This is a genomic window from Aeromonas sp. MR16, assembly GCF_022549315.1.
Lineage (GTDB): Bacteria > Pseudomonadota > Gammaproteobacteria > Enterobacterales > Aeromonadaceae > Aeromonas > Aeromonas aquatica.
Genome location: NZ_JAKZFK010000013.1, coordinates 26127 through 52639, shown reverse-complemented (window position 1 = coordinate 52639; position 26513 = coordinate 26127). Strand labels below are relative to the sequence as shown.

The following is a 26513-nucleotide window of genomic DNA, read 5'->3' as shown; positions in this document are numbered from 1 at the left end:
ATGAGGACAGAGAGCCACCTGCCGAGGCGGGTGGCTTTTTTCATGGGAGGAGACAGGATGCTGACATCCATCCTGATGGGATTGGGGCTGCTGTTGCTGTTTGAAGGCTTAGGGCCGCTGCTGATGCCGAGAGCCTGGCAGCAGATGCTGCGGCTGATGAGCGATCAGCCACCCGAGTCGTTGCGCCGTATCGGTGGCTGCCTGGTGGTGGCGGGCGCCGTTATCCTCTGGGCGTTGGCTCACTGAGCGGTGTGGGTACTGTCTGGCGATAGTGCCGCTTGGTGCAGATCAAAGGCGCAGATCAAAAAAGAGGCCCTAGGGCCTCTTTTTCATGGATGCAGATGGCCCGATCAGGCGCTGCGTTGTACCGCCATCTCGGCCAGGGTGGCCAGCGCCTGCTTGTGTTCGGAGTCGGGCAGGATGGCGAGGGCGGCAATCGCCTTGTCGGCCTCTTCCCGGGCGCGCTGGCGGGAGTACTCGAGGGCACCGGTGCGATCCAGGATGCTCAGGATCCGGTCGAGGTGGTCCATGCCGTTGCGATGCTCGATGGCATCGCGGATGAGTTGACGCTCTTCGGCTGAGCCCACCGCCATGGCCCGCAGCAGCGGCAGGGTCGGCTTGCCCTCGGCCAGATCGTCGCCGACGTTCTTGCCCATCTCATCGCTCTGGGAGCAGTAGTCCATGACGTCGTCGATGATCTGGAAGGCGGTGCCCAGATACTTGCCGTAATTCGTCATGGCCTGCTCGACGGACGCGGGCTGATGGGTCAGCACGGCGGCGAGGCGGGTGGCGGCTTCGAACAGCTTGGCGGTCTTGCAGTAGATGACCGTCATGTAGCTCTCTTCCGTGGTGTCCGGATCGTTGCAGTTCATCAGCTGCAACACTTCCCCCTCGGCGATGGTGTTGGTGGCATCCGACAGGATTTCCATCACCTTCAGGTTGGAGAGCTCGCTCATCATCTGGAAGGAGCGGCTGTAGAGGTAGTCACCGACCAGCACGCTGGCGGCATTGCCAAACAGCGCATTGGCGGTCTCCCGGCCGCGGCGCAGGTCGGATTCGTCGACAACGTCGTCGTGCAGCAGGGTGGAGGTGTGGATAAATTCGATGATGGCGGCCAGTTTCAGGTGATCTTCACCTTCATAACCCAGTGCGCGGGCGGCCATGACTGTCAGCATGGGGCGCATCCGTTTTCCGCCTGCACTGACAATGTAGAAACCCAGCTGGTTGATCAGGCTGACATCGGACTGGAGTCTCGCCAGGATCAGTTCATTGACCGCCGTCATGTCGGCGGCACAGAGCGCACGGATAGTCTGTTGGTCCATAAGTCTCGTAACGTGACGGCAGCAATTACTGCGTTTTTAGCAATGGCGGGGATTCTACACGATTTCACAATGGGTTACAGTTAAGCGTTTATTCACGGCGGCGGATATGCGCACAAAGTAAACTTTTTGCTAATTTGGCCTTGCCTGAGCAGATCGATTTGCGTAGAATGCCGGCCCATTGTTATAGGTTTTTGCGCGTGTCTAGCCTTGAGCAAAAGACACGCCTTTACGGAGTTAATCAAATGTACGCGGTATTCCAAAGCGGCGGAAAACAACACCGTGTGGCCGAAGGTCAAATCGTTCGTCTGGAAAAGCTGAACGTTGAGACTGGCGCTACTATCGACTTCAACGAAGTTCTGATGGTTGCTGCAGGCGACACTTTTAAAGTAGGTGCTCCTTTCGTTGAAGGTGGCAAGGTTATTGCTGAAGTTGTGGCTCACGGCCGTGGCGAGAAAGTGACTATCGTCAAGTTCCGTCGTCGTAAGCACCATCGCAAGCAAGCTGGCCACCGTCAGTGGTTCACTGAAGTCAAAATCACTGGCATCAGCGCTTAATTCGAGAGGAATCTGAAAAATGGCACATAAGAAAGCTGGCGGTTCATCCCGCAACGGTCGCGACTCAGAAGCCAAACGCCTCGGCGTCAAGCGCTTCGGCGGCGAAACTGTACTGGCAGGCAGCATCATCGTTCGTCAGCGTGGCACCAAGTTCCACCCTGGCACCAACGTTGGCCTGGGTACCGACCACACTCTGTTCGCTACCGCGACCGGTAAAGTGTTGTTCGAAGTTAAAGGTCCGCAGAATCGTAAGTACGTCAGCATCGTTGCTGAGTAATTACGGACCGCAAGGATCCGAAGCCCCGCCAACCTGGCGGGGCTTTTGTTTTTCTGATGAGTTTGACGAAAAAACGGCACGCGGATGAGCCGGCGTAGACGGGCCCATCGGCCAGATGCGTCTCGCCCGCAGGGGTCTGTACCACTATAATTGCGTATCGGTTTTTCGAATTAAGGTGACGGTTACCTATGAAGTTTGTTGATGAAGTCCAGATTCGAGTCGATGCCGGTGACGGTGGTAACGGTTGTGTGAGCTTCCGTCGGGAATTGTATATTCCCAACGGTGGCCCGGACGGTGGTGACGGTGGCGACGGCGGCGATGTGTACCTGCTTGCCGACGAGAACCTGAACACCCTGATCGATTACCGTTTCGAACGTTTTCACGCCGCCGAGCGTGGTGAGAATGGCAGAAGTGCCAACTGTACCGGTCGTCGCGGCAAGGATCGCGTCCTGCGTGTGCCCGTCGGTACTCGTGCCAGCGATGAAGATACCGGCGAATTGCTGGGGGATCTGACCAGCCACGGTCAGAAGCTGCTGGTCGCCAAAGGTGGCTTCCATGGCCTCGGAAACACCCGTTTCAAGAGTTCGGTCAACCGTACCCCCTATCAGAAGAGTAACGGCACGCCGGGTGAAGTGCGCACCCTGAAGCTGGAGCTGCTGTTGCTGGCGGACGTCGGCATGCTGGGTCTGCCCAATGCGGGCAAGTCCACCTTCATTCGCGCCGTATCCGCAGCCCGTCCGAAAGTGGCCGATTATCCCTTCACCACTCTGGTGCCGAACCTTGGTGTGGTGCGTGGTGAGAACTCCCGCTCCTTCGTCATCGCCGATATTCCGGGTCTGATCGAAGGCGCCGCCGAAGGGGCTGGTCTCGGCATCCGCTTCCTGAAGCACCTCGAGCGTTGCCGCGTGCTGCTCCACCTGGTGGACATCTGCCCGGTTGACGGTTCCGATCCGGCTGAGAATGCCGTGACCATAGTCCGGGAGCTGGAGAAGTACAGCCCCGAGCTGGCAGGCAAACCGCGCTGGTTGGTGTTCAACAAGATGGATCTCATCCTGGAAGAGGAAGCGGGTGAGGTGATGGATCGCGTCAAGGCCGCGCTGGCCTACGAAGGTCCCGTCTATCAGATCACCGCCATCAGCAAGGAAGGCACCAAGAAGGTCTGCTACGACATCCTGGATCTGCTGGACACCATGCCCCGTCAGCTGGAAGCCGATGCCAAGGCCGCCATCGAGAAGGTGGAGTTCAAGTGGGATGATTACCACAAGAACCAGCTGGCCCAGGCGGAAGCCGAGGCGCTGGCGGCGTCCAGAGCCTTCGATGACGCACTGGATGATGACGACGACTTCGATGACGACGATGATGATGGTGTCGAAGTCATCTACGTTCGCGACTGATAGTCCTGCCTGAGCGGTGCGGCTTTCGAGCCCATCCCTGAGAGAAACCGGAGCCTGGCAACAGGCTCCGGTTTTTTTATGGCGACTTAGTGGTTAAATCTGCCGGAAGCGCCAGCTGTGGATGGTTTCACCGCCTGGCTAGGGGATGGCAGCGTCGGCATCCTGCTCAGCAAGCAATATGCAGGCATCCATACCCCCAGTGGGAAGTGGCTGCCAGAGTCAGCCCATCCCAAACAGCCAATCAAGCCACAACACTGCTAGCCTGCCTTGTGAGCCGCCTTGCTGCCGCGCAGTTCCTCTTCATCGACCTTGTCCAGCTGCTCCGGCGCCAGGAAACGCAGGGCATAATCCCGCCAGACTCCGCTGGTGACGAACAGGTCAAACAGCGCCGGATCCAGGTGCTGTTCCTGCACCATGTGCCGCATGATGGTCAGGGATTGGGAGACCGTCTTGCCCGACTTGTAGGGGCGATCGCTCGCGGTCAGCGCCTCGAAGATGTCGGCGATGGCCATGATGCGGGCGGGAATGCTCATCTGCTCACCCAGCAGCTGGCGTGGATAGCCCTTGCCATCCATCCGCTCGTGATGGCCCCCTGCGATCTCGGGCACCTTGCGCAGGTGGCGGGGGAAGGGGAGCCGCTCCAGCATGCGGATGGTCTGGATGATGTGATCGTTGATCTTGTAGCGCTCCTCCTCGGTGAGGGTGCCACGGCCGATGGCGAGGTTGTAATGCTCCCCCCGGTTGTAGAGATGGGTGGGGACCTTGACCTTGAAGCCCCAGGGATTGTGGTCGGTCAGGTTGTCGTGGTCTGGCCGGGGGACCAGGTGCTGCGGCTTGTCGGCCAGCAGCGGCTCGCGGCAGGGCAGCGGAGCCGCCTCGCCGGGATGGCGCCTGAGCTCCTCCGGGCTGACGCCGAGGCGATCATCCAGGGTGCGCAGCCAGGTGCGGCTGGCGATGACATCGAGCCGCGCCAGTTTTTCCGGTGCCATCCACTCGCCCCCCAGGTTGCACTCGGCGACGAAGGCGAACTCCTGATCCAGCATCTGCCAGGTCGGGGCCACGGCCTCGAGGGCTGCCTGCTGCTCGGAGGCGGGCTGCCGGGCCGCCAGCGCCTCTATATGGGCATCGCGCTTGAGCACCTCGAAGCGGGTGCGGATCTCGTGGATCCTGTCGTAGATGGTCTCCAGCTTGGTGGCCTTGTCCACCACGAACTCAGGTGTGGTGACCTTGCCGCAGTCGTGCAGCCAGCTCGCGATATGGATAGCCTCCCACTCCTCGTCGCTGAGGGTGAAGTCGCCAAAGGGGCCCTGCTGCTGGGCGCAGGCCGCCTCCGTCAGCATACGGGTCAGTTCGGGCACGCGCTGGCAGTGACCTCCGGTGTAGGGGCTCTTGGCGTCGATGGCGCCGGCGATGAGCTCGATGAAGGCCTCCAGCAACTGCTTTTGCTCCTCCAGCAGGCGCTGATTCTCGATGGCGGAGGCGGACATGCCCGCCAGCGCCTCTATGAGGCTGATACGCGATGCCAGCTCTCGTGGTGCGCAGTCCGGCAGGATTAGCAACAGGCAGCCGATCAACTCCTGGCGGTGGTTGTAGAGGGGCTCGGCCAGCAACTGGCGGGGACCGGGGAAGGGGCCCCAGTCGGCGAGGTAGTGCGACCACTGCTCGGTATTGAGGGGCAGGCTGAGCCGCTCGGAATGATAGAGGCCGCCGAGCAGGGACTCCTGCCAGTGCACCCGCTCACAATCCAGGGGCTGCCGTTGCCAGATGGCCTGAACCGCCTTCATCTGCTTGTCCTGAGCCAGATAGAGGCAGCCGCCCTCCGCCTGGGCCGCCGCCACCGTCTCGTGCAGTATGCGGCTGAGCAGGGAATCGAAGCGGTGCTCCGCCGCCAGCGCCAGACCCATGCTCATGAAGTTGCCCAGGGTCAGCCGCATGCTGGACATGGCGCGGGCGAGATCGTCTATCTCGCGGATCGCCGAGTCCGGCCGCTCGCTCTCGCCGAAGTCGAAGTGCTGGATCCGCTCGGCCTCTTGCGTCAGTGCCAGCAAGGGGGCGGCGGTGCGCCTCGCCACCAGCCAGATGACGGGCAGCAGCAGCAGCAGGCCGGCCAGGGCCCAGGCCAGGTTGCGCAGGGCGTCGTGGCGGGCCGGTGCGGTGAGCACGTCCGCCGGCACCAGCAGGGCCAGGTAGAAGGGGGAACCCTCGTCAAGGGAGGAGAGGTTGACCAGCCAGTCGCTGCCATCCTTGGCGGCCAGGGTCAGCTCGGTCGGCGCGTGCAGCAGGGTGGGTCTGGATGCCATCTCCTGCTGCAGCTTGGCCAGTATGGGGTGCTTGAGCGCCGACAGCATGGGCAGGCGACTCAGCTGTTCGAAGCTGGGCAGCCGCTTGGGATCCGTCGCCAGCAGGGTACCGAACTCGTCGAACAGCACCAGCTGGCAGTGGCTGGGCAGGGGCAGCTCGCCGATGAGGGAGGAGAGCCCCTCCACGCCGGCATCCAGCCCTATCACCGCCCGGCGATCGTCGCTCTCCACCGCCAGCGTCATGCCCGGCTCCTTGGTGGTGAAGAAGAGATAGGGGTGGGTCACTATGATGCCCGTACCCCAGCGAGCCTCCTTGTACCAGCCGCGGTCGCGGGGATCGAACTGGTAGTCCGGCATGGGCCGCCGCTCCAGCAGTCGCAGGCGCTGGTTGAAATAGAGGAACTCTCCCCGGCCCTGACTCAGGCTCTGCACCAGCAGATAACTGGTGGGAGGAGCCTGCTCCAGCCGCTCCTTGGCCCGCTCGGTCAACTTGCGTACCAGGAAGAAGTCGCCGTTCTCGTAACCGGCATAGATGGCGCCATAGCTGGCGCTGTTGGCCAGCACCTCAGCCAGCTGGGGTAGATAGCCGAGGCGGGACTCCAGGCTGGTCATGGCGGCCAGCTGACCACTGCGCAGCAGGCTCAGGGACATGCGGGCCGGGCGCTGGTTCAGCTTGATGGCGAGCGCCAGCTGTTCCCTGTACTGCTGGAAGTTTTGCCGTTCGTGCTCCAGCCCCTGCTGCATGCCCTGTTGAAACTGCAGCATGATGAGGGCGCCCCCCAGCACGGAGAACAGCAGTATGAAGAGGGTGGCAATGTGTACGTAAAAGGGCTTGCTGCCGAGGCTTGTTTTTGTCATGGACCTATCCTTGTCCTACGGGCGCTCCCCGCGATGATCAGCTAACAGTGTGCTCGCAAGATGACAAAAAACACAGCCATCTGGCGGGAATATCAGAGAAAAAGCAGACCCTTTCGAGGATCTTCAAGATTTAAGCTGGCGGTGGCCGGATTCGTTTCTCCGGGAGCCGGTGACGCCAGTATCTCAGCGTGATTCATTCAGATATCTCGTGCTACAGTGCCCGCTGATGAGTTGCCCGTGAATCAATGGAGTGTCCCATGTCCGCCATCCCCTATTCCGTCCTCGATCTTGTACCTGTTCCCGAAGGCTCGGTCCCCGCCGAATCATTTCGCCACTCGCTGGATCTGGCCCGGCATGCCGAGCAGTGGGGCTATCACCGCTACTGGTTGGCGGAGCACCACAACATGCCGGGGATCGCCAGCGCCGCCACCTCGGTGCTCATCGGCCATCTGGCCGGTGCCACCAGCACACTGCGGCTGGGGGCCGGCGGCATCATGCTGCCGAACCACTCCCCCCTGGTGATCGCCGAGCAGTTCGGCACTCTCGCCTCTTTATACCCGGATCGCATCGATCTCGGTCTCGGTCGTGCGCCCGGCACGGATCAACGCACCATGCAGGCGCTGCGCCGCCAGCGCAGCGGCGAGGTGGATGACTTTCCTGCGGACGTGCGCGAGCTGATGGGCTACTTCGGTGACGAAGTCGGCGCCGTGCAGGCGGTGCCCGGTCAGGGGCTGCACGTGCCGATCTGGCTGTTGGGATCCAGCCTCTACAGCGCTCAGCTGGCGGCTGCCATGGGGTTGCCGTTCGGCTTTGCCTCCCACTTCGCGCCCGGTTTGTTACTGCAGGCGCTGGCGCTCTACCGCAGCCAGTATCAGCCTTCCCCCCGCTGGCCCAAGCCCTATGCGGTGGTGTGCATCAACATGGTGGCGGCCGACACCGAGCGGGAGGCCCGCTTCCTGTTTAGCACGGTGCAGCAGCAGTTCCTGCGACTCTATCGGGGGGATGCGGGCAAGTTGCCGCTGCCGGTGCAGGAGCTGGGGGAGGAGTGGTCGGCGCGGGAGCTGATGGCGATGGAGCAGACCCTGGCCCGCTCCCTGGTGGGAGACAGGGACAGGGTCCGTCACGGTTTGCAGGCATTGCTGGCGGAAACCGGCGCCGATGAGCTGATGTTCAACGGCCCCATCGTTTCTCATGAGGCCAGGCTGCGCTCGTTCGAGATCGCCGCCGAGCTGATGCAGAGCCTCTGAATCATGGGGCGAATGAGATTTAACGTGTTGATTTAACACGACAGTCAGGTTGATGTCAGGCCTTTGTCGTGTCGCCGAGCATCCGTCCGGCCCTATGCTGGTCCTGTCCAAAATCACAAGGAGCCGATGATGATAGTCAGGAAATTGAGATTGCAGCGGGGTTGGTCACAGGAGCAGTTGGCGACCCTGTCCGGTCTGAGTGTGCGCACCATACAGCGGATCGAGCAGGGGCAACCACCCGGACTGGAATCCCTCAAGGCCCTGGCCTCCGTCTTTGAACTCGATGTGACTCAACTGCAGGAGAGCGAGATGAAAGGGAACGAGACAGATAGTCAGGGGACAGTGCATGTGGCCAGGGATGAGCGGGAGGCGATGAAGTTTGTCGAGGGGCTCAAGGGCTTCTATGGTCACCTCACCAGCTATGTGCTGGTGATGACGGGCCTGTTTGTCATCAACTACCTGAGCAACCCGGATTACATCTGGGCCTGGTGGCCCATGCTGGGTTGGGGATTGGGTCTGATGTCCCACGCCATCAATCTGTTCCAGCCGTTCAAGTTGTTCGGGCCGGAATGGGAGCGACGTCAGGTCGAGAAACGGCTGGGGCGCAAGCTGTAGGCCAGGAGTGCATCCATAAGAAACGGGCCCGGCATTGCCGGGCCCGTTTTATTGTCCGCCTCTCCCTTCACCTGCACGGGTAGGACCAGGTCATCATCCGTCACCAAAGGGTGAGGTTGCTTGTCCTGCACCGGCTGCCGCGACGGCTTATTTGGCGTAAGCGGGGCAGGGGGTCGCTATCATGGCGTCGTCTTCATACCGCCACAGAGTGAGGCTATTGCCCCAGACGCAACCGGTATCCAGTCCCTTGATGTCGTCCTTGCCGGTGGCGCCCATCAGCGCCGCCCAGTGGCCGAACACCAGAATGGGGTCATCCACATGGTGCTCCCGCTGCTCGAACCAGGGGCGCAGGCCAGGGGTGGACTCCGTGGGGCCTTTCTTGCACTTGAAGTCGAGTCGGCCATCGAAGTAGCAGAAGCGCATCCGGGTGAAACTGTTGATGATGTAGCGGTAGCGCTCTATCCCCAGCAGATTTTCGTCCCAGCTATCGGGCTGGTCGCCATACATGTTGTGCAGCAGCCAGTTGTACTGATCGCCGCGCAGCAGCGTCTCCACCTCGCGGGCGCAGCTGCGTGCCGTGTGGGCATCCCAGGCCGGAGAGAGACCGGCGTGGATCATCATGATGGGCAGCTCAGGGTGCTCCGCCAGCAGGGGGCGGTGACGCAGCCACTCCAGCAGTTCGTCCCGATCCGGGGCCTCCATCAGGGCCTGCAGCTTGTCTTTCTTCTTGAGCGGTGCCACGCCGTGAGCCACCGCCAGCAGGTGCAGATCGTGGTTGCCGAGCACGCTGACGGCCCGCTGTCCCAGGGATTTGACGAAACGCAGGGTATTGAGAGAGTCCGGACCGCGGGCGACGAGATCGCCACACAGCCAGAGCGTGTCGTTATCGAAGTCGAACTCGGCGAGATCCAGCAGGCGGCGCAAGTCGTCGTAGCAGCCCTGGATATCACCGACGAAACAGTTCGCCATGAAACCTCAGTTGATAATGTTGGGAATGGCCAGCGTGAAGGGCGCTATGGGGGCTTCAAATTGCCGCCCCGACTCATCTTGCAGGATGTAGCTGCCTTCCATCACGCCGAACGGAGTGGCGAGGGGAACGCCACTCTGGTAGCTGAAGGTCTCACCGGGGGCGATGAATGGCTGCTCGCCCACGACCCCTGGACCTTCCACTTCCAGCATCTTGCCATTGGCATCGGTGATGAGCCAGCGCCGATGCAGCAGCTGTACCGTCCCCGGTCCCAGATTCTCTATCTCGATGAGATAGAGAAAATGGTAAGGATCCTCGGTGCCTGCCACATAACTGGGATGGGGGCGGATCAGTATCCGGGGATGTGCCATGGGATCAGGCCTGTTGCTGATCGGCCAGCCAGTTGGCGATCAGGACGAACTGCTCGAGGGAGAGGTTCTCCGGACGCAGGCTGCCATCGATGCCAAGCTCGGTCAGCTGAGCCTCGGTGATGAAGTTGGCGAAGCTGTTGCGAATGGTCTTGCGGCGCTGGCCAAAACCTTCGGTACAGACGCGGCTCAGGCAGCGCATGTCTTTCGCGACTATGGTCGGGTTCTTGTGCGGCATCAGGCGCACCACGGCAGAATCGACCTTGGGAGCCGGTTTGAAGGCGCCTGGGCCCACTTCCAGCACCGGGATCACCTGGCAGTAGTACTGGACCATGACGCTCAGGCGACCATAGGCCTTGCTGCCAGGGCCGGCGCACATCCGCAATACCACTTCCTTTTGCAGCATGAAGTGCATGTCCTCCACCCGATCCGCGAACTCGCACAGGTGGAAGATGAGCGGGGTGGAGATGTTGTAGGGCAGGTTACCGAAGATGCGCAGCGGCCCCTTGCCTTCGCCCATCAGGGTGCCGAAGTCGAAGCGCATGGCATCGGCCTCGATCACGGTGAGCTTGTCCTTGAGGATGGGGTGCTCGCGCAGGCGCGCGGCCAGATCCCGATCCAGCTCGACGACGGTCATCTTGTCCATCTGGGAGGCGACCGGCTCGGTCAGCGCGGCCAGACCCGGACCTATCTCCACCAGATTCTGACCCGGTTGCGGGTTGATGGCGGCGACTATCTGGTCGATCACATAACGGTCGTGCAAGAAGTTCTGACCGAAACGCTTACGGGCCGTGTGACCCATGTGCACTTTATTGTTCTGCACCTTACTGCTCATATCTTTTTTTCTCTACCATCTGGATGGCGTGGTTAATCGCGGTGGTGAGGCTGCCCGGATCGGCCAGGCCCTTGCCTGCCAGATCCAGCGCGGTGCCGTGATCCACCGAAGTGCGGATGAATGGGAGTCCGAGGGTGATATTGACCGAGTTGCCAAAGCCCTTGTACTTGAGCACGGGCAGCCCCTGGTCGTGGTACATGGCGAGTACCGCATCCGCATCCTTGAGGTATTTGTCCTGGAACAGGGTGTCGGCCGGCAGCGGGCCGACCAGATCGATGCCTTCCTGGCGCAAGCCAGCCAGGGCGGGTTCGATCACCTCGATCTCTTCCCGGCCGAGGTGCCCCCCTTCCCCGGCATGGGGATTGAGGCCACAGACGTAAATCCGGGGCCTGGCGATGCCGAACTTGGCCCTGAGATCCGCATCCAGGATGCGGATCACCTTGCCGAGGCGATCTTCGGTGATGGCCATGGCCACGTAGGCGAGGGGAATATGGGTGGTCGCCAGCGCCACCCGCAAGCCTTCGGTCGCCAGCAGCATCACCACATCGGCGGTGCCGGACTGCTGGGCGAAGAACTCGGTGTGGCCGCTGAACGAGACGCCGGCCTGATTGATGATCCCCTTGTGTACCGGCCCGGTCACCACGGCGGCAAACTCGCCGTTCATGTTGCCGTCACAGGCACGCTGCAGGGTCGCCAGCACGTAGGCGCCGTTAGCCTCATCGAGCTCACCCGGTGTCACTGGTGCGCCGAGCGGGATGGGGCAGATCGTGAGCGTCCCCGCCCGCTGGGGGCGGGCAGGGACGCTGGCGTCATAGGGTTCCAGTGCGATGGACAGCCCCAGCAGGGCCGCCCTGTCTTGCAGCAGGGCGGGATCGGCGATCACCACCAGCTGATGGGGCCAGCCCTGCTGGGCTATCTGCAGCACCAGGTCCGGGCCTATGCCCGCCGGTTCACCCGGCGTGATGGCGAGACGTTGGCAGCTCATCAGCTTATCTTCCATCAGTTCGGTTCGATCTGGATGTAGGCCTCATCGCGCAGCTCGTCCAGCCAGGCTTGGGACTCTTCGGTGAAGCGGCGGTTGAAGATCAGCTGATAGGCGCGCTGCTCCTGTGCCTTGCCGGTGGCGTCCTGACTGCGGCGGTCTTCCAACTGCACTATGTGCCAGCCGTGGCTGGTGCGGAACGGCTCGCTGATCTGGCCCGGTTGTAGACGATTGACCATGTCACGGAACTCCGGCACATAGACGCCGGGATCGGACCAGCCCAGTTCACCACCCTGCACCGCAGAGCCCGGATCCTCGGAATATTTCTCCGCCATGCTGGCGAAGCTGGCCTTGCCGCTCTTGATGTCGTGCAAGATACCGTCCAGGGTCCCCTTGGCCTTCTCCTCACTCAGGATGATGGAGGGCTTGATCAGGATGTGGCGGGCCTTGACCTCGGTCTGCATGACTTGCTGCTGACCCTTGGTGTCGAAGACCTTGATGATGTGCAGACCGGCGCCGGAACGCAGCGGGCCGACGATGTCACCCTTGCTGGCGCCTTGCACCGCCTCCGCCATCAGGGTTGGCATCTCCTGCGGGCTCATCCAGCCCCAGTCTCCCCCTTCCAGAGCCTTGGGACCATTACTCTCGGCGATGGCCAGCTTGCGGAAATCGGCGCCATCCTTCAGGGCGGCCAGGATGCGTTCGATCTTGGCCTTGGCGGCATTGAGCTGCTCGGCGTTCGGATTGTCCGGCAGGGCAACCTGAATGTGGCCGACGTGGTATTCGGTCTGCTGCTGACCCTGCTTGCCCAGCGCCTCGACCACCTGCTTCACCTCCTGCTCGGAGATGTTGATGCGGCGGCGAACCTGGCTGCGACGCACCTCGTTCATCAGGATCTCGCGGCGGACCTCTTCCCGGTACTGGGCATAGGTCAGGCCTTCACGCTCCAGCTGGGCACGCAGCTGCTCCAGGGTCATCTTGTTGTCGGCGGCGATACTCTGGATAGCCTGTTCCAGCTGGGTGTCGCTGATCTTCAGGCCCTGGCGATCCGCCAGCTGCAATTGCAGGCTCTCCTGGATCAGGCGATCCAGCGCCTGCTTGCGCAGGGTGACGTCATCGGGCAAGGATTGTCCGCTCTCCCGAGCGGAGGCCTTCACCTTCTGTACCAGCGCTTCCTGCTGGCTGACCAGCACCACGTCCTTGTTGACCACGGCAAGCACCTTGTCCATCAGCTCGGGGGCGGCGAAGGCACTCTGGCTCATGACTCCAAACAGGCCTGCGGTCAGCAGGGAAATCAACGTCTTCTTCATATCCATCTCTCAAGGCGTTCGCCAGACCCGTTATTGGTCTCGCAGGTTAAACGGACGAATGTAAGGCAGGGCTTCGGTATCCAGAGACGTCCCCTTTGGACCCGTCCCCACGCTACCCAATCCTTTCATTTCAAATTGAATGCCCAGGCTGCGCTCTGCGCTGGGCTGGTAATTGACGTTATCCGGGTCGTTGACCCACTCCATGTTGAAGTTGATGCTCCAGCAGCAGGAGTCATATTTCAGGCCCACCTTGCGGTCAACCTTGACCCCTTGATCCAGCTCGTAATAGTAACCGCCATAGAGGTGCCACTGATCGTTGAGCGGGGTGGTCAGCAACATGCCGATCTGGTTGAGATCGGTGACCTGGCCTTTGTTGTTCAGGTCGTAGTTGGCGTCCCGGATGAAGCGGTAGTTCAACTGGCTGATCAGCTTCTCGTGGCGGTATTCCAGGGCGCTGTTGGCCGAGCTGATACGGTTCTGCTCCATGTCATATTGCGCGCCCGCATGGGCGAACCACTGTTCGTTGATCTTGGCATCCCCCTCGAACGAGAGCGGGGAGCGGGTGTTGTTGGTCAGCTCGTCGTTGGGGTAGAGGGTGACTCTGGGGGCGACGAAGTCGAATGCTTGGGCAACGGCCAGCCGAATTCGTTCATCCCCGGCCGGATCATAGACGCGACTGGTGAGGCCGAGGGTCAGGCGGTTGGAGTCGCTGATGCGGTCGAGACCGGCATAACGCTGATCGCTGAACAGGCTGTAGTAGTCCTGACGCATGGTGGTGGAGTCATAGATCCCGATGTTGTCCTGATCCTTGTAGGGCACATAGAGGTACTGGAACTCCGGCTCCAGGGTCTGGTTGGCCCCCTCGCCGAACCACTGTTGCTGGCGATCGAAGGTGAGACCACCCTTGAGGCGGAACGACGGCAGTACCCGGGTGACGTTCTCATCGAGCTCGGTCAAGCCCCGGTCACGGTAGTAGGCGGTGAGCTTGCTGGCATCCGGCACGTCCTGATTGTACTGGGTGTACATCAGCTTGTACTGGCTATCGAGGTAGTAAGCCGCAGAGGTCACGATCGGCACCGTCAGGGTGGGCGCGCTGTGCAGACGGGTGCCGGTGTAGACCTCGCCTATGGTGGATTCGTCGTTGTCGTAGCCGAACTTGGTCAGTTCGCTGTTCCAGGCGAGATCGTACCAACTGCCCTGATGATAGTAGTTGTGGTCGATGCGCGGCAGCATGGAGTGAGGCTGTTGGGCGCCAGCCAGCAGGATCTGGTAGGTACGCACCTCGGTCTTGAGGTTCCAGTTCTGCTGGAAGTAGCCGGCCGTCAGGGATTGCTGCAACTGGTTGTCGACCTGGGTGCCCACCTTGGGGTCGAAGTCGTTGAAGTAGTTGAAGTCATTGTCCCGCACCTTGGTGTAGTCCAACGATACCTGCAGCGCGTTGTCCATGAACAGAGAGGTATGGCGGGCATTGATCAGGTAGCGGTGGCCATCGGCCAGATAGTCTTTGAGACTGGCCGTCTCGTCGTACTGCTTGTCATCCGCCAGGTTCTCGAAGTAAAGGCTGCCGACGTGGGCCGGATCCGGCATGTAGCGGAACTCGACCTGGTTCATCAGGCCGCGTCTGTCCATGAAGCGGGGAGTGATGGTGGCGTCGTAGTTCGGGGCTATGTTCCAGTAAAATGGCTGGGTGATCTCCATGCCATTGTCGGAGCTTTGCTTGTAGTAGGGATAGAGCAGGCCCGTCTTGCGCTCATCCTTGATCGGGAAGTTGATATAAGGGGTGTAGAACACCGGGTAATCGTAGAGCCAGAGGGTGGCGTTATAAGCTTCCCCGAACACCTCGGCCTGATCGATGTCGATGCTGCCTGCCTTCAGGGTCCAGGCCTCCTGGCCCGGTGGGCAGGTGGTGTACTGAGCCCCTTCCAGGGTGATGTTCTGGTTGTTGTTGGTCATGGTCACCTTCTCGGCGAAGCCGCGCACCGGTGAGCCGTGAACCTGGTACTTGCCCTCTTCCAGCTCGGAATCCTTGGTATCCAGGTTGGATTTGAGGGTCTTGTCGCTGGTGACAGTGATCTGGCCATCGTTGTAATAGATGTTGCCGATGGCGATGACATCCCGGCTCTGCTGATCGACCTGAGCGTAGTCGGAGTCGAATTTGCGCACCCCCTGACGAACCTTGACGTCACCCTCATAGACGGCGGTCTCACCCTGCTTGGCCTCGAGGCGATCCGCATCGACCTCGACGGGCAGCGCGTTGGCGTCCTGATCCGCTTTGGGTTTTTCTACCTTGGGGACATAGTCATAGCAGAGACTGTCCAGGATCCCGGTAGCCGGTGGCGCGTTGAATGGCGCGGCCTGGACCGTGATCGGACTCAAGGCTGGGACAAGGCTGATGGTCAGGGCGATGGGAGCAGAGGCTCCCAGTGTCCATTTTGTCATGTGAAAGGCTCGCGCAATCCGTGGTAAAAACGGTTGATTCAGGGCATGCATTTTATGTCAGGATCCATCGAGTTGACATTGCATGTCATTGCTTTATGTTAGCCGGCAATGATAAAGCATTATTGCGGCCAGGGCTAACAGCCAAGTGCTGCTTTCCAATTTGGTCCCTGACTCATGCACGATCGCGATTCCCTGTTACAGCAATGGGCGCGCCGGATCTCCGGTGATGCCAACCTTCAATTGACCCTGATCTCCGGTGACGCCAGTTTTCGCCGCTACTTCCGTGGCGGTGGTCTGGTGTGGGTGGATGCTAATCCGAAAACCGAAAAAAATCATGAATTTGTTCGTAATGCCGCGGCGCTGAATGCCATGGGGCTGCTGGCACCCGAGGTCAGGGCCGTGGACTATGAACAGGGCCTGCTGGCGGTGACGGATCTCGGCGATACCCAGCTGATAAGCTGCCTGGACTCGCACAACGTGCTGGCCTGGTATGGCAAGGCCATCGCACTGTTGCCGAGGCTGGGGGCAGTTGCGCTGACGCTCGAGCCGTTCGATGCCACTTTCATGGCCCGTGAAGATGCCATCTGCCCCGAGTGGTTGCTGGGCCATCACCTGCAACTTGCCCTGAACGAGGCCGAGCAACAGTTGCTGGACGACACCTTCGCTTGCCTCACCGCCAACAACCTGGCTCAGCCCCAGGGCGTGATGCACCGTGACTTCCACAGCCGCAACCTGATGGTGTGCGGTGGTGATACGCCCGACAGCAGCGAGCTTGCCATCATCGATTTCCAGGACATGGTCATAGGACCTTTGAGCTATGACCTGGTCTCGCTGCTCAAGGATTGCTACGTGCGCTGGCCGGATGAGGTGATCGAGCAGGGCATGCGCCAGGGTTATGACATCCTGAGCCAGGCCAGGCTGCTCGGCGGGCTCGATTATGCCAGTTTCCGCCGTCACGCCGATCTCACCGGCATGCAGCGTCATCTGAAGGCGGCGGGGCTCTTCACCCGACTCTACCATCGGGATGGCAAGTCAGGTTACCTCAAGGATATCCCCCGTACCCTGGGCTATGTGGTGGATGTGTGTCGCCTGCACGGGGAGGAATACCCTGTGTTGTCTCGTTTCGGTGTCTGGTTGGAGCAGAATATTCTGCCAGCTCTGGCGCGGGTGGGAGAGTCGGCATGAAGGCGATGATCCTGGCGGCCGGGCGCGGCGAGCGGATGCGCCCGCTGACCGATCTGCTGCCCAAGCCGCTGCTGGCGGTGGGCGGCAAGCCGCTCATCGTGCACCATATCGAGAAGCTCGCGGCGGCCGGGGTGACCGAACTGGTCATCAACCACGCCTGGCTTGGCCACAAGCTGGTGGAGGCGCTCGGTGACGGCAGCCGGTTCGGCGTCAGCATCCAGTGGTCGGCGGAGGAGAGCGCCCTCGAGACCGGCGGTGGCATAGTGCAGGCGCTGCCGCTGCTGGGGGACGCGCCTTTCCTGGTGATCAACGGCGATACCTGGATTGACATGGACTATGGCGTCTTGATGCAGCAACCACTGGGGGACGATCTGGCCCGCCTCTGGCTGGTGCCCAACCCGCCCCAGCACCCGCAGGGGGATTTTGCCCTGCAGGCCGGACGGGTGCTGGATGTGCCAGCCCAGGCCCTCGACGGCGAGACCGAACACCCTGGCCTCGCCGTCTTTACCTTTAGCGGTGTCGGCATCTATCATCCCGCCGCCTTTGCCTACTTGTCGCCCGGGGCGCGCAAACTGGCGCCCCTGCTGCGCGACTGGATGGCGCAAGGCCGGGTCGGTGGTACCTTGCTGGCCGGTGAATGGCGGGACATCGGCACCGTCGATCGGTTGCGCGAGCTGGACGATCAGTTGCAAGGACGTACTCATTAATTTCACGAGGTCTTGAACCATGCGTATTTGGGGTAAGGTGCTTGGCGCCTTCTTCGGTTTTCTGCTCGGCAACATCTTCGGTGCCCTGCTCGGCCTCTGGATAGGCCATCGTTTCGATCGGGGCATGGGCATGTCCTTCCGGCGTGCGCCCACCCAGCAACAACAGGCTGTCTTCTTCCACGCCACCTTCGCCGTCATGGGCCACATCGCCAAGGCGAGCGGCCAGGTCACCGAGCAGGAGATCCGGGTCGCCTCCAACCTGATGGACAGGATGCACCTCTCCGGCGCGCAGCGGGTACGGGCCCAGGAGTCGTTCCGCCAGGGCAAGGAGAGCGGCTTCCCGCTGCGTGAGACCCTGGCCGAGTTTCGCCGCGCGAGCCTGGGCCAGCGCGATATCTTGCGTTTCTTCCTGGAAGTCCAGCTGCAGGCCGCCTTCGCCGATGGCAGGGTCGAGGCCGATGAGCGCGCCATCCTGCAGACCATCGCCGATGAGCTGGGGATCAGCCGCATCGAGCTGGCTCGGATCCTGGCCATGGCCGAGGCCCAGATGAACTTCTTCCATCGCCAGCAGCAGGGCGGTGGTCAGCAGCAATACCGGCAGGAGGCCCCCTCGGCGGATCGCCTCAAGGATGCCTATCAACTGCTCGGGGTGAGCGAGAGTGACAGCGATCAGGACATCAAGCGTGCCTATCGCAAGGAGATGAGCAAGCACCACCCCGACAAGCTGGCCGCCAAGGGCCTGCCGCCGGAGATGATGGAGATGGCCAAGGAGAAGACCCAGGAGATCCTGCAGGCCTGGGAGTGGATCCGCGAGGCGCGCGGCATCCGCTGAGCCTCAGATTGCCGTGGAACATCCATAAAAAATGCCCGTCGATGACGGGCATTTTTGTGTGCGAAAGTCAGGCTTAGTGGCTGTCGACCCAGACGAACTTGAGCACGAACAGCAGGGCGACCACCAGTACGCAGGGGTTGATCTCGCGCCAGCGGCCGGTGCCCGCCTTCATCACGCAGTAGGAGATGAAACCCACGGCGATCCCCTCGGTGATGGAGAAGCTGAACGGCATCATGACAGCGGTCATGAAGGCCGGCACCGCCTCGGTCAAGTCTTCCCACTTCACCTTGGTCAGCTCGGAGCACATCAGCACGCCCACGTAGATGAGGGCGCCGGCGGCGGCATAGGCCGGCACCATGGCGGCGACGGGGGAGAAGAAGATCGCCAGCAGGAACAAGACGCCGACGACGATGGCGGTCAGGCCGGTGCGACCACCGACCGCGACGCCCGAGCTGCTCTCGATATAGGCGGTGACTGAGGAGGTGCCCATGAAGGCGCCACCCACCGAGCTGATGCTGTCGACCACCAGCGCCTGCTTCATGCGCGGGAAGCGGCCTTGGTCATCCGCCAGCTTGGCGCGGGTGGTGACCCCGATCAGGGTGCCTGAGGAGTCGAACAGGTTGACCAGCATGAAGGAGAAGATGATCCCCGCGAGACTGATATCCAGCGACCCCATCAAGTCCAGCTGACCGAATACAGGCGTGATGCTCGGCGGCATGGAGATGAAGCCCTTGAAGGTCACGTCCCCAAACAGCCAGCCCAGTGTGGTGGTGACGACTATGGCGATCAGCACGGCGGAGTGCACGCCGCGGGCGGAGAAGATGCAGATCAGGAAGAAACCGAGGAAGCCCAGCAGGCAGGGCAGGGAGGTGAGGTTGCCCACCGTCACCATGGTGGCCGGGCTCGCGACGACTATGCCGGCATTGTGCAGGCCGAGCAGGGCGATGAGCAGGCCGATGCCGGCGGTGATGCCAACCCGCAGGGTGAGCGGGATGTTGGCGATCAGCCAATAGCGTACCCGCAACAGGGTGAGGATCAGCAGCCCCAGGGCACCCCAGAAGATGGTGCCCATGCCGACCTGCCAGGAGTAGCCCATGCCGGCTACGACCACGAAGGCGAAGAAGGCGTTCAGGCCCATGGCGGGGGCCAGGGCGATGGGCAGGTTGGCCAGCAACCCCATCAAAATGCTGCCGATGCCGGCGATGAGGCAGGTGGTGACGAACACGGCCTGGGTGTCCATGCCCGCAGCAGAGAGGATCTGCGGATTGACGAACACGATGTAGACCATGGTCAGGAAGGTGGTGATGCCGGCGATGACCTCGGTGCGGGCCGTGGTGCCGTGGCCTTTCAGGGCAAACAGACGCTCGAGCAATCCTTGCCCGGCGGCCTGGCTGGCAGCTTGATGTGGTTGATTCATGTTGGATTCCAATGGGTGACGTGAAATAAGCAGCAGGCGAACGGCCAATCCCATCCATGCGGGGTAAATGGCCCTGTGTCTGGCGACCAAATGACCAGACTCGTCCTGATACCGTGACAGCGCGCACATTTTTACACAGGCGGCGGCGTTTACAAACCCCGGATCTGCGAAGCGGATCAATGAATAGAGCAAAAATTCAAACGTTTGCTATCGAGGCGGGAAAAACGAGCCTCGATAGGGGCTTTTTATCAGGGAGATGACCTCAGAGAGTCTTGAAGTAACGCTCGACCAGCTGGGCCAGCACGGCATCGCTGCGCTCCTGCAATGGGGCGAGCGTCAGCCCCATGCGTTGCAATAGCAGGTTGGCCTGCTCCTCGCTCAGCTTGCGCCCCTCGATGAGAAACTCCTGCTCCGGCAACAGCTTGTCATGGCGCGGGATCAGCACCCAGTTCACCCGCTCCGGCTCCATGGTGGCAAAGATCCGGCTGGCGGCGGCGCAGAAGGTCTCGATATGGCGCTTGCCATCCGGCCCGAGGCAGCCGGGTTCGATCCGGATCTGGATGGTGAGTTTCTTCGCACTGCCTGTGGTGTGGACCATGATGGATATCGGTTGGGAAGGACCGGGAGATTGTATGCCAAAAGGCAATAAAAAGGGGAGCCTCTGCTCCCCTTGTCCGTACATGCAGTGACTCGCCTTACTTGGCGATGCGCTTGTACTTGGCACGGTGCGGCTGGACGGCATCGGCACCATAGGTCTTCTTCTTCCACTCTTCGTATTCGGTGAAGTTGCCTTCGAAGAAGGCGATCTTGCCCTCGTCCTGGTAGTCCAGGATGTGGGTGGCGATGCGGTCGAGGAACCAGCGATCGTGGGAGATGACCATGGCGCAACCCGGGAACTCCAGCAGGGCGTTCTCGAGGGCGCGCAGGGTTTCGATGTCCAGATCGTTGGTCGGTTCATCGAGCAGCAGCACGTTGCCGCCGGTTTGCAGCAGTTTGGCCAGATGCAGGCGGCCTCGCTCACCACCGGACAGCTCACCGACTCGCTTCTGCTGATCGGCGCCCTTGAAGTTGAAGCGGCCGATGTAAGCGCGACTCGGGAACTCGTAGGTGCCGATGCGCAGGATATCCTGGCCGTCGGCGACTTCTTCGAACACCGTCTTCTTGTCGTTCATGCTGTCGCGGAACTGATCCACCGAGGCCAGCACCACGGTATCACCGAGGGTGATGGCACCGGAATCCGGCTGCTCTTGACCGGACATCATGCGGAACAGGGTGGATTTACCGGCCCCGTTAGGTCCTATGATGCCGACGATGGCCCCCTTCGGAATGGAGAAGGAGAGATCGTCGATCAGCTGCCTGTCACCGTAGGACTTGCAGAGGTTTGCCACCTCCAGCACCTTGTCGCCGAGGCGGGGTCCGGGCGGAATGAACAGCTCGTTGGTCTCGTTGCGCTTCTGGTAGTCGTTGGTGTTGAGCTCCTCGAAGCGCGCCATACGAGCTTTGGATTTGGCCTGACGGCCCTTCGGATTCTGACGAACCCACTCCAGCTCTTTCTCGATGGACTTGCGACGGGCGGCTTCGGAGCTGGCTTCTTGAGCCAGACGCGCATCTTTCTGCTCCAGCCAGGAGGAGTAGTTGCCTTCCCAGGGGATACCCTCGCCGCGGTCCAGCTCCAGGATCCAACCCGCCACGTTGTCGAGGAAGTAGCGATCGTGAGTGATGGCCACCACAGTGCCCTCGTAATCGTGCAGGAAGCGCTCGAGCCAGGCCACGGATTCTGCATCCAAGTGGTTGGTCGGCTCGTCCAGCAGCAGCATGTCCGGCTTTTCCAGCAGCAGGCGGCACAGGGCCACGCGGCGGCGCTCACCACCGGAGAGATGCTTGATCTGGGCATCCCAGGCCGGCAGACGCAGGGCATCGGCCGCGCGCTCCAGCTGGTTTTCCATGTTATGGCCGCCCTGGGCGGCGATGATGGCTTCCAGCTCACCCTGTTCGCGGGCCAGCTTGTCAAAATCCGCATCCGGTTCGGCGTAGAGGGCATAGACCTCATCCAGCCGTGCCATGGCGCGCTTGACGTCGCCGACCGCCTCTTCGACCGCTTCACGCACTGTCTGCTCCGGATCCAGCTTCGGCTCCTGGGGCAGGTAGCCGATCTTGATGCCGGGTTGCGGGCGGGCTTCCCCTTCGATGTCGGTGTCGATCCCGGCCATGATGCGCAGCAGGGTGGATTTGCCGGCTCCGTTCAGGCCCAATACGCCTATCTTGGCGCCCGGGAAGAAGGAGAGGGAGATGTTCTTGAGAATATGACGCTTGGGCGGCACTACCTTGCCGACCCGGTTCATGGTGTAAATAAATTGAGCCATTGGCTAATTCTCTTCCTTTTCAGCAGCTTAATGTCTTGGCATTAACAGACTGAGGTCGTGGTGGGCCTGGTCGGCAGAGGCCAACCCGGTTCCAAAAAACCCGTCGATTGTAAACCAATGGGCAGGGGGCGGCAAAGTGGACAACAGATTGGTTATTGCGGGCCGACGCACCTCTGAGCAGGGCGCGGGATAGTGAAAGCCAGGGGGCAACGTCATCGGGGGAGAAAGCTTAATTTTTCCTTAAGCCTGATCCGATAGGATTCGGTCTGCCCCCTGGATGGCGGGTTCGGCAATCTGGTACCGGTGGGCATGGTCACCGTGGCCGTCGCACCGCCTTGGGTTGGTCGTGCCCCGAGTAGTAAAGCACCCGTTGCACGTACTCCTGGGTCTCCTGATAGGGCGGCACGCCCCCATAGCGGACCACCGCCTGTTCACCGGCGTTGTAGGCAGCACTGATCCTGACCCAGTCTGGACCGAACTGCTTCTCCAGCCACTTCAGGTAGATCATGGCGCCGCGGATGTTCTGCTCGGGATCGAACGGGCGGGTCACCCCGAAGCGGGCCTGGGTCTCGGGGATGAGCTGCATCACGCCCTGCGCCTGTTTGGGCGAGACGGCGAAGCTGTTGAGGTTCGACTCGGCGATGGCAATGGCCAGCGCCAGCTGCGGGTTGACCTTGTGGCGGTGAGCCGCCTGGCGGATCAGGCCGGCCAGCTTCTGTTTGGTGAGGGACTGGCGGGCCAGATAGCTATCCTGATCGAAGGGGACGCCGGGGCGTATCCAGGGCGCTCCGCCGGAACCGCCACCGACGCCGCAGGTGCCGAGGGGCGCATTGCCTACCCGTGCGTTGTAGTAGCGGGCGGCCTGCTGGTTGCCAAGGCGCATAGCCATGGCGAGATAGGCGTTGGCATGGCTGGCACTGCGGATCCCTTGTGGCCCGCGAGCCAGCAGGCGACCGATGCGAAAATAGGCTTCCGGGTTGCCGAGGCTGGCCGCGTTGCAGTAATGGGCGATGGCTTGTCGCGGGTTGCTGCGCTCGATGGCGGCGCCCTGACGCAAGGCGCTCATGGCCTTGGGCGCCTGGCGAAATGACTCGGCATGGGACGGTGTGGTGGCGAGCAGTATCAGGAGTCCCCAGCCCCAAGTGCAGAGTCGCTGCATGATGGATACCTCATATTTGTATCCGCAAGATATAGGTCCTCTATGGGGCGGTTGCCAGCCGGGCGATGGAACATGTGGTTATGTGTTCGACCATCAGAGATGAAAACGGTATGGAACTTTTGGTGATCGGAAATCAACCAATCCAATTGGCGCCACGAGACATGAGGGTGAGACCAGCGACACGACGCTTTCAATCACCCTGTTAATGATGCGATTGTTACTACCGAGGTGATAAACTGCGGGTATCAATTTTTTTAACACCTTGTATTTGCATGAGGTTCGAATGGCCGTCTGCCGCCACTCATGGTGCAACTGACAGTGTGTTATCTCCTTTTTTATAGTCGGGAAGCTCATATGGGTTATTCAATCGATGTATCAGTCGTGGTGCCCGCCAAGGATGAACGGGACAATCTGGCTCCCCTTATCGGCGAGATCGATGCCGCGTTGGCGGGGAAGTACGACTACGAGTTGATTTACGTGGATGATGGCAGCGAGGATGACAGTTTTGCCGTCCTCGGCGAGCTGAAGTCTCGCTTCGCCAGCCTGAGGGTGGTGCGTCACGTACGTGCCGTCGGCCAGAGCATGGCGGTGCTGAGCGGGGTACGCCATGGCCGTGGTGATTGGCTGGTGGTGTTGGACGGCGATGGTCAGAACGATCCGGCCGACATTCCCGCCATGCTGGAAGAGGCCAAGCGCCGCTTCGCGCAGGATCCCACGCAAGTGGGACTTATCGGTCACCGTGTCAATCGCCGAGATGATTGGGTCAAGCGACTCTCCTCCAAACTGGCCAACGGTTTTCGCAATATGTTGCTGCGTGACGGCATCCCGGATACCGGCTGTGGTCTCAAGGTGGTTCGTCGTGACTGGTATCTGCGTCTGCCCTCATTCAACCACATGCACCGCTACATTCCGGCGCTGATCCAGGCTCAGGGGGGGCGGATGTCGCCCTGGCCGGTCAACCACAGACCCAGACAGGCGGGCGTCTCCAAATATGGCGTCTGGAACCGGCTCTGGGTCGGGCTGGTGGACGTGGTCGGCGTCTGGTGGTTGCAGCGCCGCTCCAAGGTGGTCGAGGTCAGGGAGACATTGGAGTGATCTATGCCCTGTTTTCGATGCCATTGATCTGGCTGGACTGGCGTGAGAGTGCTTTGCATGTGACAGGTTGGAATCAGGAGTGGCCGATATGATCGATGCCTTGCTTTCGATGCCGCTTGACTGGCTGGACTGGACGGGCTTGCATGTGACCGGCTGGAAGATCATCGGTTACACGGGGGCACTGATGTTCGGCGGCCGCTGGCTGGTGCAGTTCGTCGCCTCCAAGCGCGCTGGCAAGCCGGTGATCCCTCGCATGTTCTGGTACATGAGCGTGCTCGGCAGCCTGATGACCCTGAGTTACTTCGTCTTCTCCCCCAAGCAGGACTCCGTCGGCGTGCTGCAAAACCTGTTCCCCACCTTTACCGCACTCTACAGCCTCTATCTGGATATCCAGCATCGTGGCTGGAAGCGGGACAAGCTTGCCAATAACGAGACCCGTCATGATAGATGATCACTCCCGGTTCAACCGGCTCGTCCTGGATATCCCGTTTCGGGGTGGGAAGCGGGACAAGCTGACCCATAACGAGGCTTGCCATGGTGAATGATCGTTACCTGCTCAATCAGACTTCCCTCGGCTGGCTGCTGCTGATCGCGCTGGTGGTGTTGGGGGCTGGCCTCGGCCTGCGAGATCCCTGGCCCGCCGACGAGCCGCGCTTCGCTCTGATCGCCAAGGAGATGGTGGAGAGCGGCCAATGGCTGTTCCCCATGCGCGGTGGCGAGATCTATCCGGACAAGCCGCCGATGTTCATGTGGGGGATTGCCATCGGTTATGTGCTGACGGGCTCCATCAAGGTGGCATTCTTGCTGCCCTCCCTGCTGTCGGGTCTGCTGACCATCACCCTGGTGTGGGACCTGGGTCGCCGTCTGTGGAGCCCGTCGGTCGGCTTCTTGGCCGGGTTGTTGCTGCTGTTCACCGTCCAGTTCACCCTGCAGGCCAAGACGGCGCAGATCGATGCGCTGGTCACCTGCTTCATCACCCTCGGGGTCTATGGCTTCATCCGCTTCCTGCTCTGTGACGGCGGCTGGCGCTGGTACTGGCTCGGCTGGTTCGCCGCCGGGCTTGGCATCATCACCAAGGGGGTGGGGCTGCTGGCCCTGCTGATCCTGATCCCGGCAATCTGGACCCACTGGGAGAAGATCCGTACAGCCTCCCGGGCCGATTGGCTCAAGGGATTGGCCGGGCCCCTGTTCATGCTGCTGGCCATCGGTCTGTGGCTGGTGCCCATGCTGGGCGCCGTGGCTCAAAGCGGGGACCCCATCTTGCAAGCGTATCGGGACAATATCCTGCTGCGCCAGACGGTGACCCGTTATGCCAGCGCCTGGCACCACGTCAAACCCTTCTGGTACTACCTCAGCTCGGTGATACCGCCGTTCTGGCTGCCGCTCTCCCTGCTGCTGCCCTGGCTGGTGGTGGAATGGCACAAGGGGATCCTGGCGCGGGACAAGCGGATCATACTGCTGCTCGGTTATCTGGTGCTGGTGATCGTCTTCTTCTCGGCCTCGCCGGGCAAGCGCGGTGTCTATGTCACACCGGGCACACCGGCGCTGGCGCTGCTGGCAGCTCCCTTCATCGGCGCGCTGCTGACGCGGGTCTGGCCCGCTCGTCTGCTGGGAGGGCTAGGTTGGCTGCTGGGGATCCTCTGTGTGGGGGGCGCCGGGGCGCTGGCATTCAGTACCAAGCTGGCGAGCAAGGTCGGTGACCTAGGTCCGGCGCCCTGGTTACCCGTGTTGGCCATGGGAGCGGCACTGCTGCTCATCAATGCTCTGCTGCGCCGTGCACCGCTCAGTGCCATCCTCTGCTCTCTGGCTGTAGGTTGGCTCATCTACTCCAGCTGGATCTGCGTGAAGCTCAACGATATGCGCACCCCGCAGGGCGTGATGACGTTGGCGGCAGAGCAGGTGCCTGCGGGGGATGAGCTGCTGCTTGCCGGCTTCAAGGAGCAGCACCTGCTGTTCAGCCAGCAACCGCTCTGGCACTACTCCTATCAGATGCCCGATGGGGAGCAGGCTCGCGAGGCGGCGGCCTGGGTCGCCGGCGCACCCAAGCGCTGGGTGCTGGGCTCTGCCGACATCATGACGGTGTGCTTCGATCCGGCGCGGATGGAGAACCTCGGCAATCGCCATCGCACCGACTGGCTGCTGGCCGACAGCGCGGCGCTGAAGCCCGAGTGCCAGGGCCTGGCCGCCAGGGTCGAGCCCTTCCACTACGCACCTGGTCCTCACGCCGGACAATGAGGTCCTGACGACAACGAGAAAAGGGGCTGCCAGTGGCAGCCCCTTTTCATTG

The 26513-nt window shown here is 61.5% G+C and carries 24 protein-coding genes; 12 read left to right on the top strand and 12 right to left on the bottom strand.

The genetic code is table 11. From position 1 onward, the window contains the following. Positions 1-57 precede the first annotated feature (57 nt). Complete coding sequence (locus MM194_RS11635; RefSeq protein WP_241343646.1) at positions 58-246, top strand: DUF2065 family protein; 189 nt, start codon at positions 58-60, stop codon at positions 244-246. A gap of 104 nt (positions 247-350) precedes the next feature. Here MM194_RS11635 and ispB read toward each other — a convergent pair whose 3' ends face one another. Then, a complete protein-coding gene (gene ispB / locus MM194_RS11630) occupies positions 351-1322 on the bottom strand; it encodes an octaprenyl diphosphate synthase (RefSeq protein WP_241343645.1) in 972 nt (323 codons plus the stop codon). A 242-nt stretch (positions 1323-1564) separates the two neighbouring features. Between ispB and rplU the strand changes: the two genes are divergently transcribed. The 3 genes from rplU (at position 1565) to cgtA (ending at position 3547) form a co-directional block, all read left to right on the top strand. Further along, a complete protein-coding gene (rplU, locus tag MM194_RS11625) occupies positions 1565-1876 on the top strand; it encodes a 50S ribosomal protein L21 (protein ID WP_033130528.1) in 312 nt (103 codons plus the stop codon). Between the two features lie 19 nt (positions 1877-1895). Then, positions 1896-2153, top strand: coding sequence for a 50S ribosomal protein L27 (gene rpmA, locus MM194_RS11620; RefSeq protein WP_005911261.1), 258 nt, complete (start codon positions 1896-1898; stop codon positions 2151-2153). Positions 2154-2341: 188 nt separating this feature from the next. After that, a complete protein-coding gene (cgtA, locus tag MM194_RS11615; protein WP_033130529.1) occupies positions 2342-3547 on the top strand; it encodes an Obg family GTPase CgtA in 1206 nt (401 codons plus the stop codon). A 257-nt stretch (positions 3548-3804) separates the two neighbouring features. Here cgtA and MM194_RS11610 read toward each other — a convergent pair whose 3' ends face one another. Then, positions 3805-6705, bottom strand: a complete 2901-nt coding sequence (locus MM194_RS11610; RefSeq protein WP_241343644.1) for an HD domain-containing phosphohydrolase — start codon at positions 6703-6705, stop codon at positions 3805-3807. Positions 6706-6962: 257 nt separating this feature from the next. Between MM194_RS11610 and MM194_RS11605 the strand changes: the two genes are divergently transcribed. Both MM194_RS11605 and MM194_RS11600 read left to right on the top strand, forming a co-directional pair. After that, on the top strand, positions 6963-7952 hold the full coding sequence (locus MM194_RS11605) for a luciferase-like monooxygenase (protein ID WP_241343643.1): 990 nt from the start codon (positions 6963-6965) through the stop codon (positions 7950-7952). Positions 7953-8081: 129 nt separating this feature from the next. Then, the gene (locus MM194_RS11600) at positions 8082-8567 is read left to right on the top strand and encodes a 2TM domain-containing protein (protein ID WP_241343642.1); all 486 of its coding nucleotides are present in this window, start codon (positions 8082-8084) and stop codon (positions 8565-8567) included. 147 nt (positions 8568-8714) lie between these two features. On the opposite strand, the gene MM194_RS11595 is transcribed toward MM194_RS11600, so the two are convergent. Genes MM194_RS11595 through lptD form a run of 6 tightly spaced genes read right to left on the bottom strand, consistent with a single transcriptional unit; the run spans position 8715 to position 15468 of the window. Continuing rightward, positions 8715-9536: a symmetrical bis(5'-nucleosyl)-tetraphosphatase gene (locus tag MM194_RS11595; RefSeq protein ID WP_033130533.1), complete on the bottom strand. Its 822-nt coding sequence runs from the start codon at positions 9534-9536 to the stop codon at positions 8715-8717. A 6-nt stretch (positions 9537-9542) separates the two neighbouring features. Next, positions 9543-9905 carry a Co2+/Mg2+ efflux protein ApaG gene (apaG, locus tag MM194_RS11590; RefSeq protein WP_241343641.1) on the bottom strand — a complete coding sequence of 121 codons (363 nt, stop codon included), beginning with the start codon at positions 9903-9905 and terminating at the stop codon, positions 9543-9545. 4 nt (positions 9906-9909) lie between these two features. Beyond that, positions 9910-10737, bottom strand: a complete 828-nt coding sequence (gene rsmA, locus MM194_RS11585) for a 16S rRNA (adenine(1518)-N(6)/adenine(1519)-N(6))-dimethyltransferase RsmA (protein ID WP_033130535.1) — start codon at positions 10735-10737, stop codon at positions 9910-9912. Next, on the bottom strand, positions 10727-11722 hold the full coding sequence (gene pdxA / locus MM194_RS11580; protein ID WP_033130644.1) for a 4-hydroxythreonine-4-phosphate dehydrogenase PdxA: 996 nt from the start codon (positions 11720-11722) through the stop codon (positions 10727-10729). The genes rsmA and pdxA overlap by 11 nt, the downstream gene beginning before the upstream one ends. A gap of 14 nt (positions 11723-11736) precedes the next feature. Beyond that, positions 11737-13029 carry a peptidylprolyl isomerase SurA gene (surA, locus tag MM194_RS11575; RefSeq protein ID WP_241343640.1) on the bottom strand — a complete coding sequence of 431 codons (1293 nt, stop codon included), beginning with the start codon at positions 13027-13029 and terminating at the stop codon, positions 11737-11739. 30 nt (positions 13030-13059) lie between these two features. After that, entirely contained in the window at positions 13060-15468 is a 2409-nt protein-coding gene (lptD, locus tag MM194_RS11570; protein WP_033130537.1) for an LPS assembly protein LptD, read from the bottom strand. Between the two features lie 174 nt (positions 15469-15642). Between lptD and MM194_RS11565 the strand changes: the two genes are divergently transcribed. From MM194_RS11565 to djlA, 3 genes are read left to right on the top strand one after another with little or no spacing between them, the layout of a single operon-like run. Beyond that, the gene (locus MM194_RS11565; RefSeq protein ID WP_241343639.1) at positions 15643-16653 is read left to right on the top strand and encodes a phosphotransferase; all 1011 of its coding nucleotides are present in this window, start codon (positions 15643-15645) and stop codon (positions 16651-16653) included. Then, positions 16650-17360, top strand: coding sequence for an N-acetylmuramate alpha-1-phosphate uridylyltransferase MurU (murU, locus tag MM194_RS11560; RefSeq protein ID WP_033130539.1), 711 nt, complete (start codon positions 16650-16652; stop codon positions 17358-17360). The genes MM194_RS11565 and murU overlap by 4 nt, the downstream gene beginning before the upstream one ends. 19 nt (positions 17361-17379) lie before the next feature. Further along, entirely contained in the window at positions 17380-18192 is an 813-nt protein-coding gene (gene djlA / locus MM194_RS11555) for a co-chaperone DjlA (protein WP_241343638.1), read from the top strand. A gap of 73 nt (positions 18193-18265) precedes the next feature. Here the strand turns inward: djlA and MM194_RS11550 are convergent, their stop codons facing one another. The 4 genes from MM194_RS11550 to MM194_RS11535 all read right to left on the bottom strand — a co-directional run bounded on the left by MM194_RS11550 (position 18266) and on the right by MM194_RS11535 (position 23131). Continuing rightward, positions 18266-19609, bottom strand: a complete 1344-nt coding sequence (locus MM194_RS11550; RefSeq protein ID WP_033130541.1) for an NCS2 family permease — start codon at positions 19607-19609, stop codon at positions 18266-18268. A 262-nt stretch (positions 19610-19871) separates the two neighbouring features. Next, positions 19872-20207 carry a hypothetical protein gene (locus tag MM194_RS11545; RefSeq protein ID WP_033130542.1) on the bottom strand — a complete coding sequence of 112 codons (336 nt, stop codon included), beginning with the start codon at positions 20205-20207 and terminating at the stop codon, positions 19872-19874. Between the two features lie 97 nt (positions 20208-20304). Next, the gene (ettA, locus tag MM194_RS11540) at positions 20305-21972 is read right to left on the bottom strand and encodes an energy-dependent translational throttle protein EttA (RefSeq protein WP_033130543.1); all 1668 of its coding nucleotides are present in this window, start codon (positions 21970-21972) and stop codon (positions 20305-20307) included. Positions 21973-22285: 313 nt separating this feature from the next. Then, positions 22286-23131, bottom strand: a complete 846-nt coding sequence (locus MM194_RS11535) for a lytic transglycosylase domain-containing protein (protein WP_042644853.1) — start codon at positions 23129-23131, stop codon at positions 22286-22288. A gap of 354 nt (positions 23132-23485) precedes the next feature. On the opposite strand from MM194_RS11535, the gene MM194_RS11530 reads away from it, so the two are divergent. The 3 genes from MM194_RS11530 (at position 23486) to MM194_RS11520 (ending at position 26461) form a co-directional block, all read left to right on the top strand. Further along, a complete protein-coding gene (locus MM194_RS11530; protein ID WP_241343637.1) occupies positions 23486-24226 on the top strand; it encodes a glycosyltransferase family 2 protein in 741 nt (246 codons plus the stop codon). A gap of 88 nt (positions 24227-24314) precedes the next feature. Then, positions 24315-24677, top strand: a complete 363-nt coding sequence (locus MM194_RS11525) for a lipid-A-disaccharide synthase N-terminal domain-containing protein (protein ID WP_033130589.1) — start codon at positions 24315-24317, stop codon at positions 24675-24677. Positions 24678-24760: 83 nt separating this feature from the next. After that, the gene (locus tag MM194_RS11520) at positions 24761-26461 is read left to right on the top strand and encodes a glycosyltransferase family 39 protein (RefSeq protein WP_241343636.1); all 1701 of its coding nucleotides are present in this window, start codon (positions 24761-24763) and stop codon (positions 26459-26461) included. The last annotated feature ends 52 nt before the right edge of the window (positions 26462-26513 follow it).

Bases quoted from the DNA above. Each gene is read 5' to 3' on its own strand.
- MM194_RS11635 (WP_241343646.1), top strand. From the start codon at position 58: ATGCTGACATCCATCCTGATGGGATTGGGGCTGCTGTTGCTGTTTGAA.
- ispB (WP_241343645.1), bottom strand. From the start codon at position 1,322: ATGGACCAACAGACTATCCGTGCGCTCTGTGCCGCCGACATGACGGCG.
- rplU (WP_033130528.1), top strand. From the start codon at position 1,565: ATGTACGCGGTATTCCAAAGCGGCGGAAAACAACACCGTGTGGCCGAA.
- rpmA (WP_005911261.1), top strand. From the start codon at position 1,896: ATGGCACATAAGAAAGCTGGCGGTTCATCCCGCAACGGTCGCGACTCA.
- cgtA (WP_033130529.1), top strand. From the start codon at position 2,342: ATGAAGTTTGTTGATGAAGTCCAGATTCGAGTCGATGCCGGTGACGGT.
- MM194_RS11610 (WP_241343644.1), bottom strand. From the start codon at position 6,705: ATGACAAAAACAAGCCTCGGCAGCAAGCCCTTTTACGTACACATTGCC.
- MM194_RS11605 (WP_241343643.1), top strand. From the start codon at position 6,963: ATGTCCGCCATCCCCTATTCCGTCCTCGATCTTGTACCTGTTCCCGAA.
- MM194_RS11600 (WP_241343642.1), top strand. From the start codon at position 8,082: ATGATAGTCAGGAAATTGAGATTGCAGCGGGGTTGGTCACAGGAGCAG.
- MM194_RS11595 (WP_033130533.1), bottom strand. From the start codon at position 9,536: ATGGCGAACTGTTTCGTCGGTGATATCCAGGGCTGCTACGACGACTTG.
- apaG (WP_241343641.1), bottom strand. From the start codon at position 9,905: ATGGCACATCCCCGGATACTGATCCGCCCCCATCCCAGTTATGTGGCA.
- rsmA (WP_033130535.1), bottom strand. From the start codon at position 10,737: ATGAGCAGTAAGGTGCAGAACAATAAAGTGCACATGGGTCACACGGCC.
- pdxA (WP_033130644.1), bottom strand. From the start codon at position 11,722: ATGAGCTGCCAACGTCTCGCCATCACGCCGGGTGAACCGGCGGGCATA.
- surA (WP_241343640.1), bottom strand. From the start codon at position 13,029: ATGAAGAAGACGTTGATTTCCCTGCTGACCGCAGGCCTGTTTGGAGTC.
- lptD (WP_033130537.1), bottom strand. From the start codon at position 15,468: ATGACAAAATGGACACTGGGAGCCTCTGCTCCCATCGCCCTGACCATC.
- MM194_RS11565 (WP_241343639.1), top strand. From the start codon at position 15,643: ATGCACGATCGCGATTCCCTGTTACAGCAATGGGCGCGCCGGATCTCC.
- murU (WP_033130539.1), top strand. From the start codon at position 16,650: ATGAAGGCGATGATCCTGGCGGCCGGGCGCGGCGAGCGGATGCGCCCG.
- djlA (WP_241343638.1), top strand. From the start codon at position 17,380: ATGCGTATTTGGGGTAAGGTGCTTGGCGCCTTCTTCGGTTTTCTGCTC.
- MM194_RS11550 (WP_033130541.1), bottom strand. From the start codon at position 19,609: ATGAATCAACCACATCAAGCTGCCAGCCAGGCCGCCGGGCAAGGATTG.
- MM194_RS11545 (WP_033130542.1), bottom strand. From the start codon at position 20,207: ATGGTCCACACCACAGGCAGTGCGAAGAAACTCACCATCCAGATCCGG.
- ettA (WP_033130543.1), bottom strand. From the start codon at position 21,972: ATGGCTCAATTTATTTACACCATGAACCGGGTCGGCAAGGTAGTGCCG.
- MM194_RS11535 (WP_042644853.1), bottom strand. From the start codon at position 23,131: ATGCAGCGACTCTGCACTTGGGGCTGGGGACTCCTGATACTGCTCGCC.
- MM194_RS11530 (WP_241343637.1), top strand. From the start codon at position 23,486: ATGGGTTATTCAATCGATGTATCAGTCGTGGTGCCCGCCAAGGATGAA.
- MM194_RS11525 (WP_033130589.1), top strand. From the start codon at position 24,315: ATGATCGATGCCTTGCTTTCGATGCCGCTTGACTGGCTGGACTGGACG.
- MM194_RS11520 (WP_241343636.1), top strand. From the start codon at position 24,761: ATGGTGAATGATCGTTACCTGCTCAATCAGACTTCCCTCGGCTGGCTG.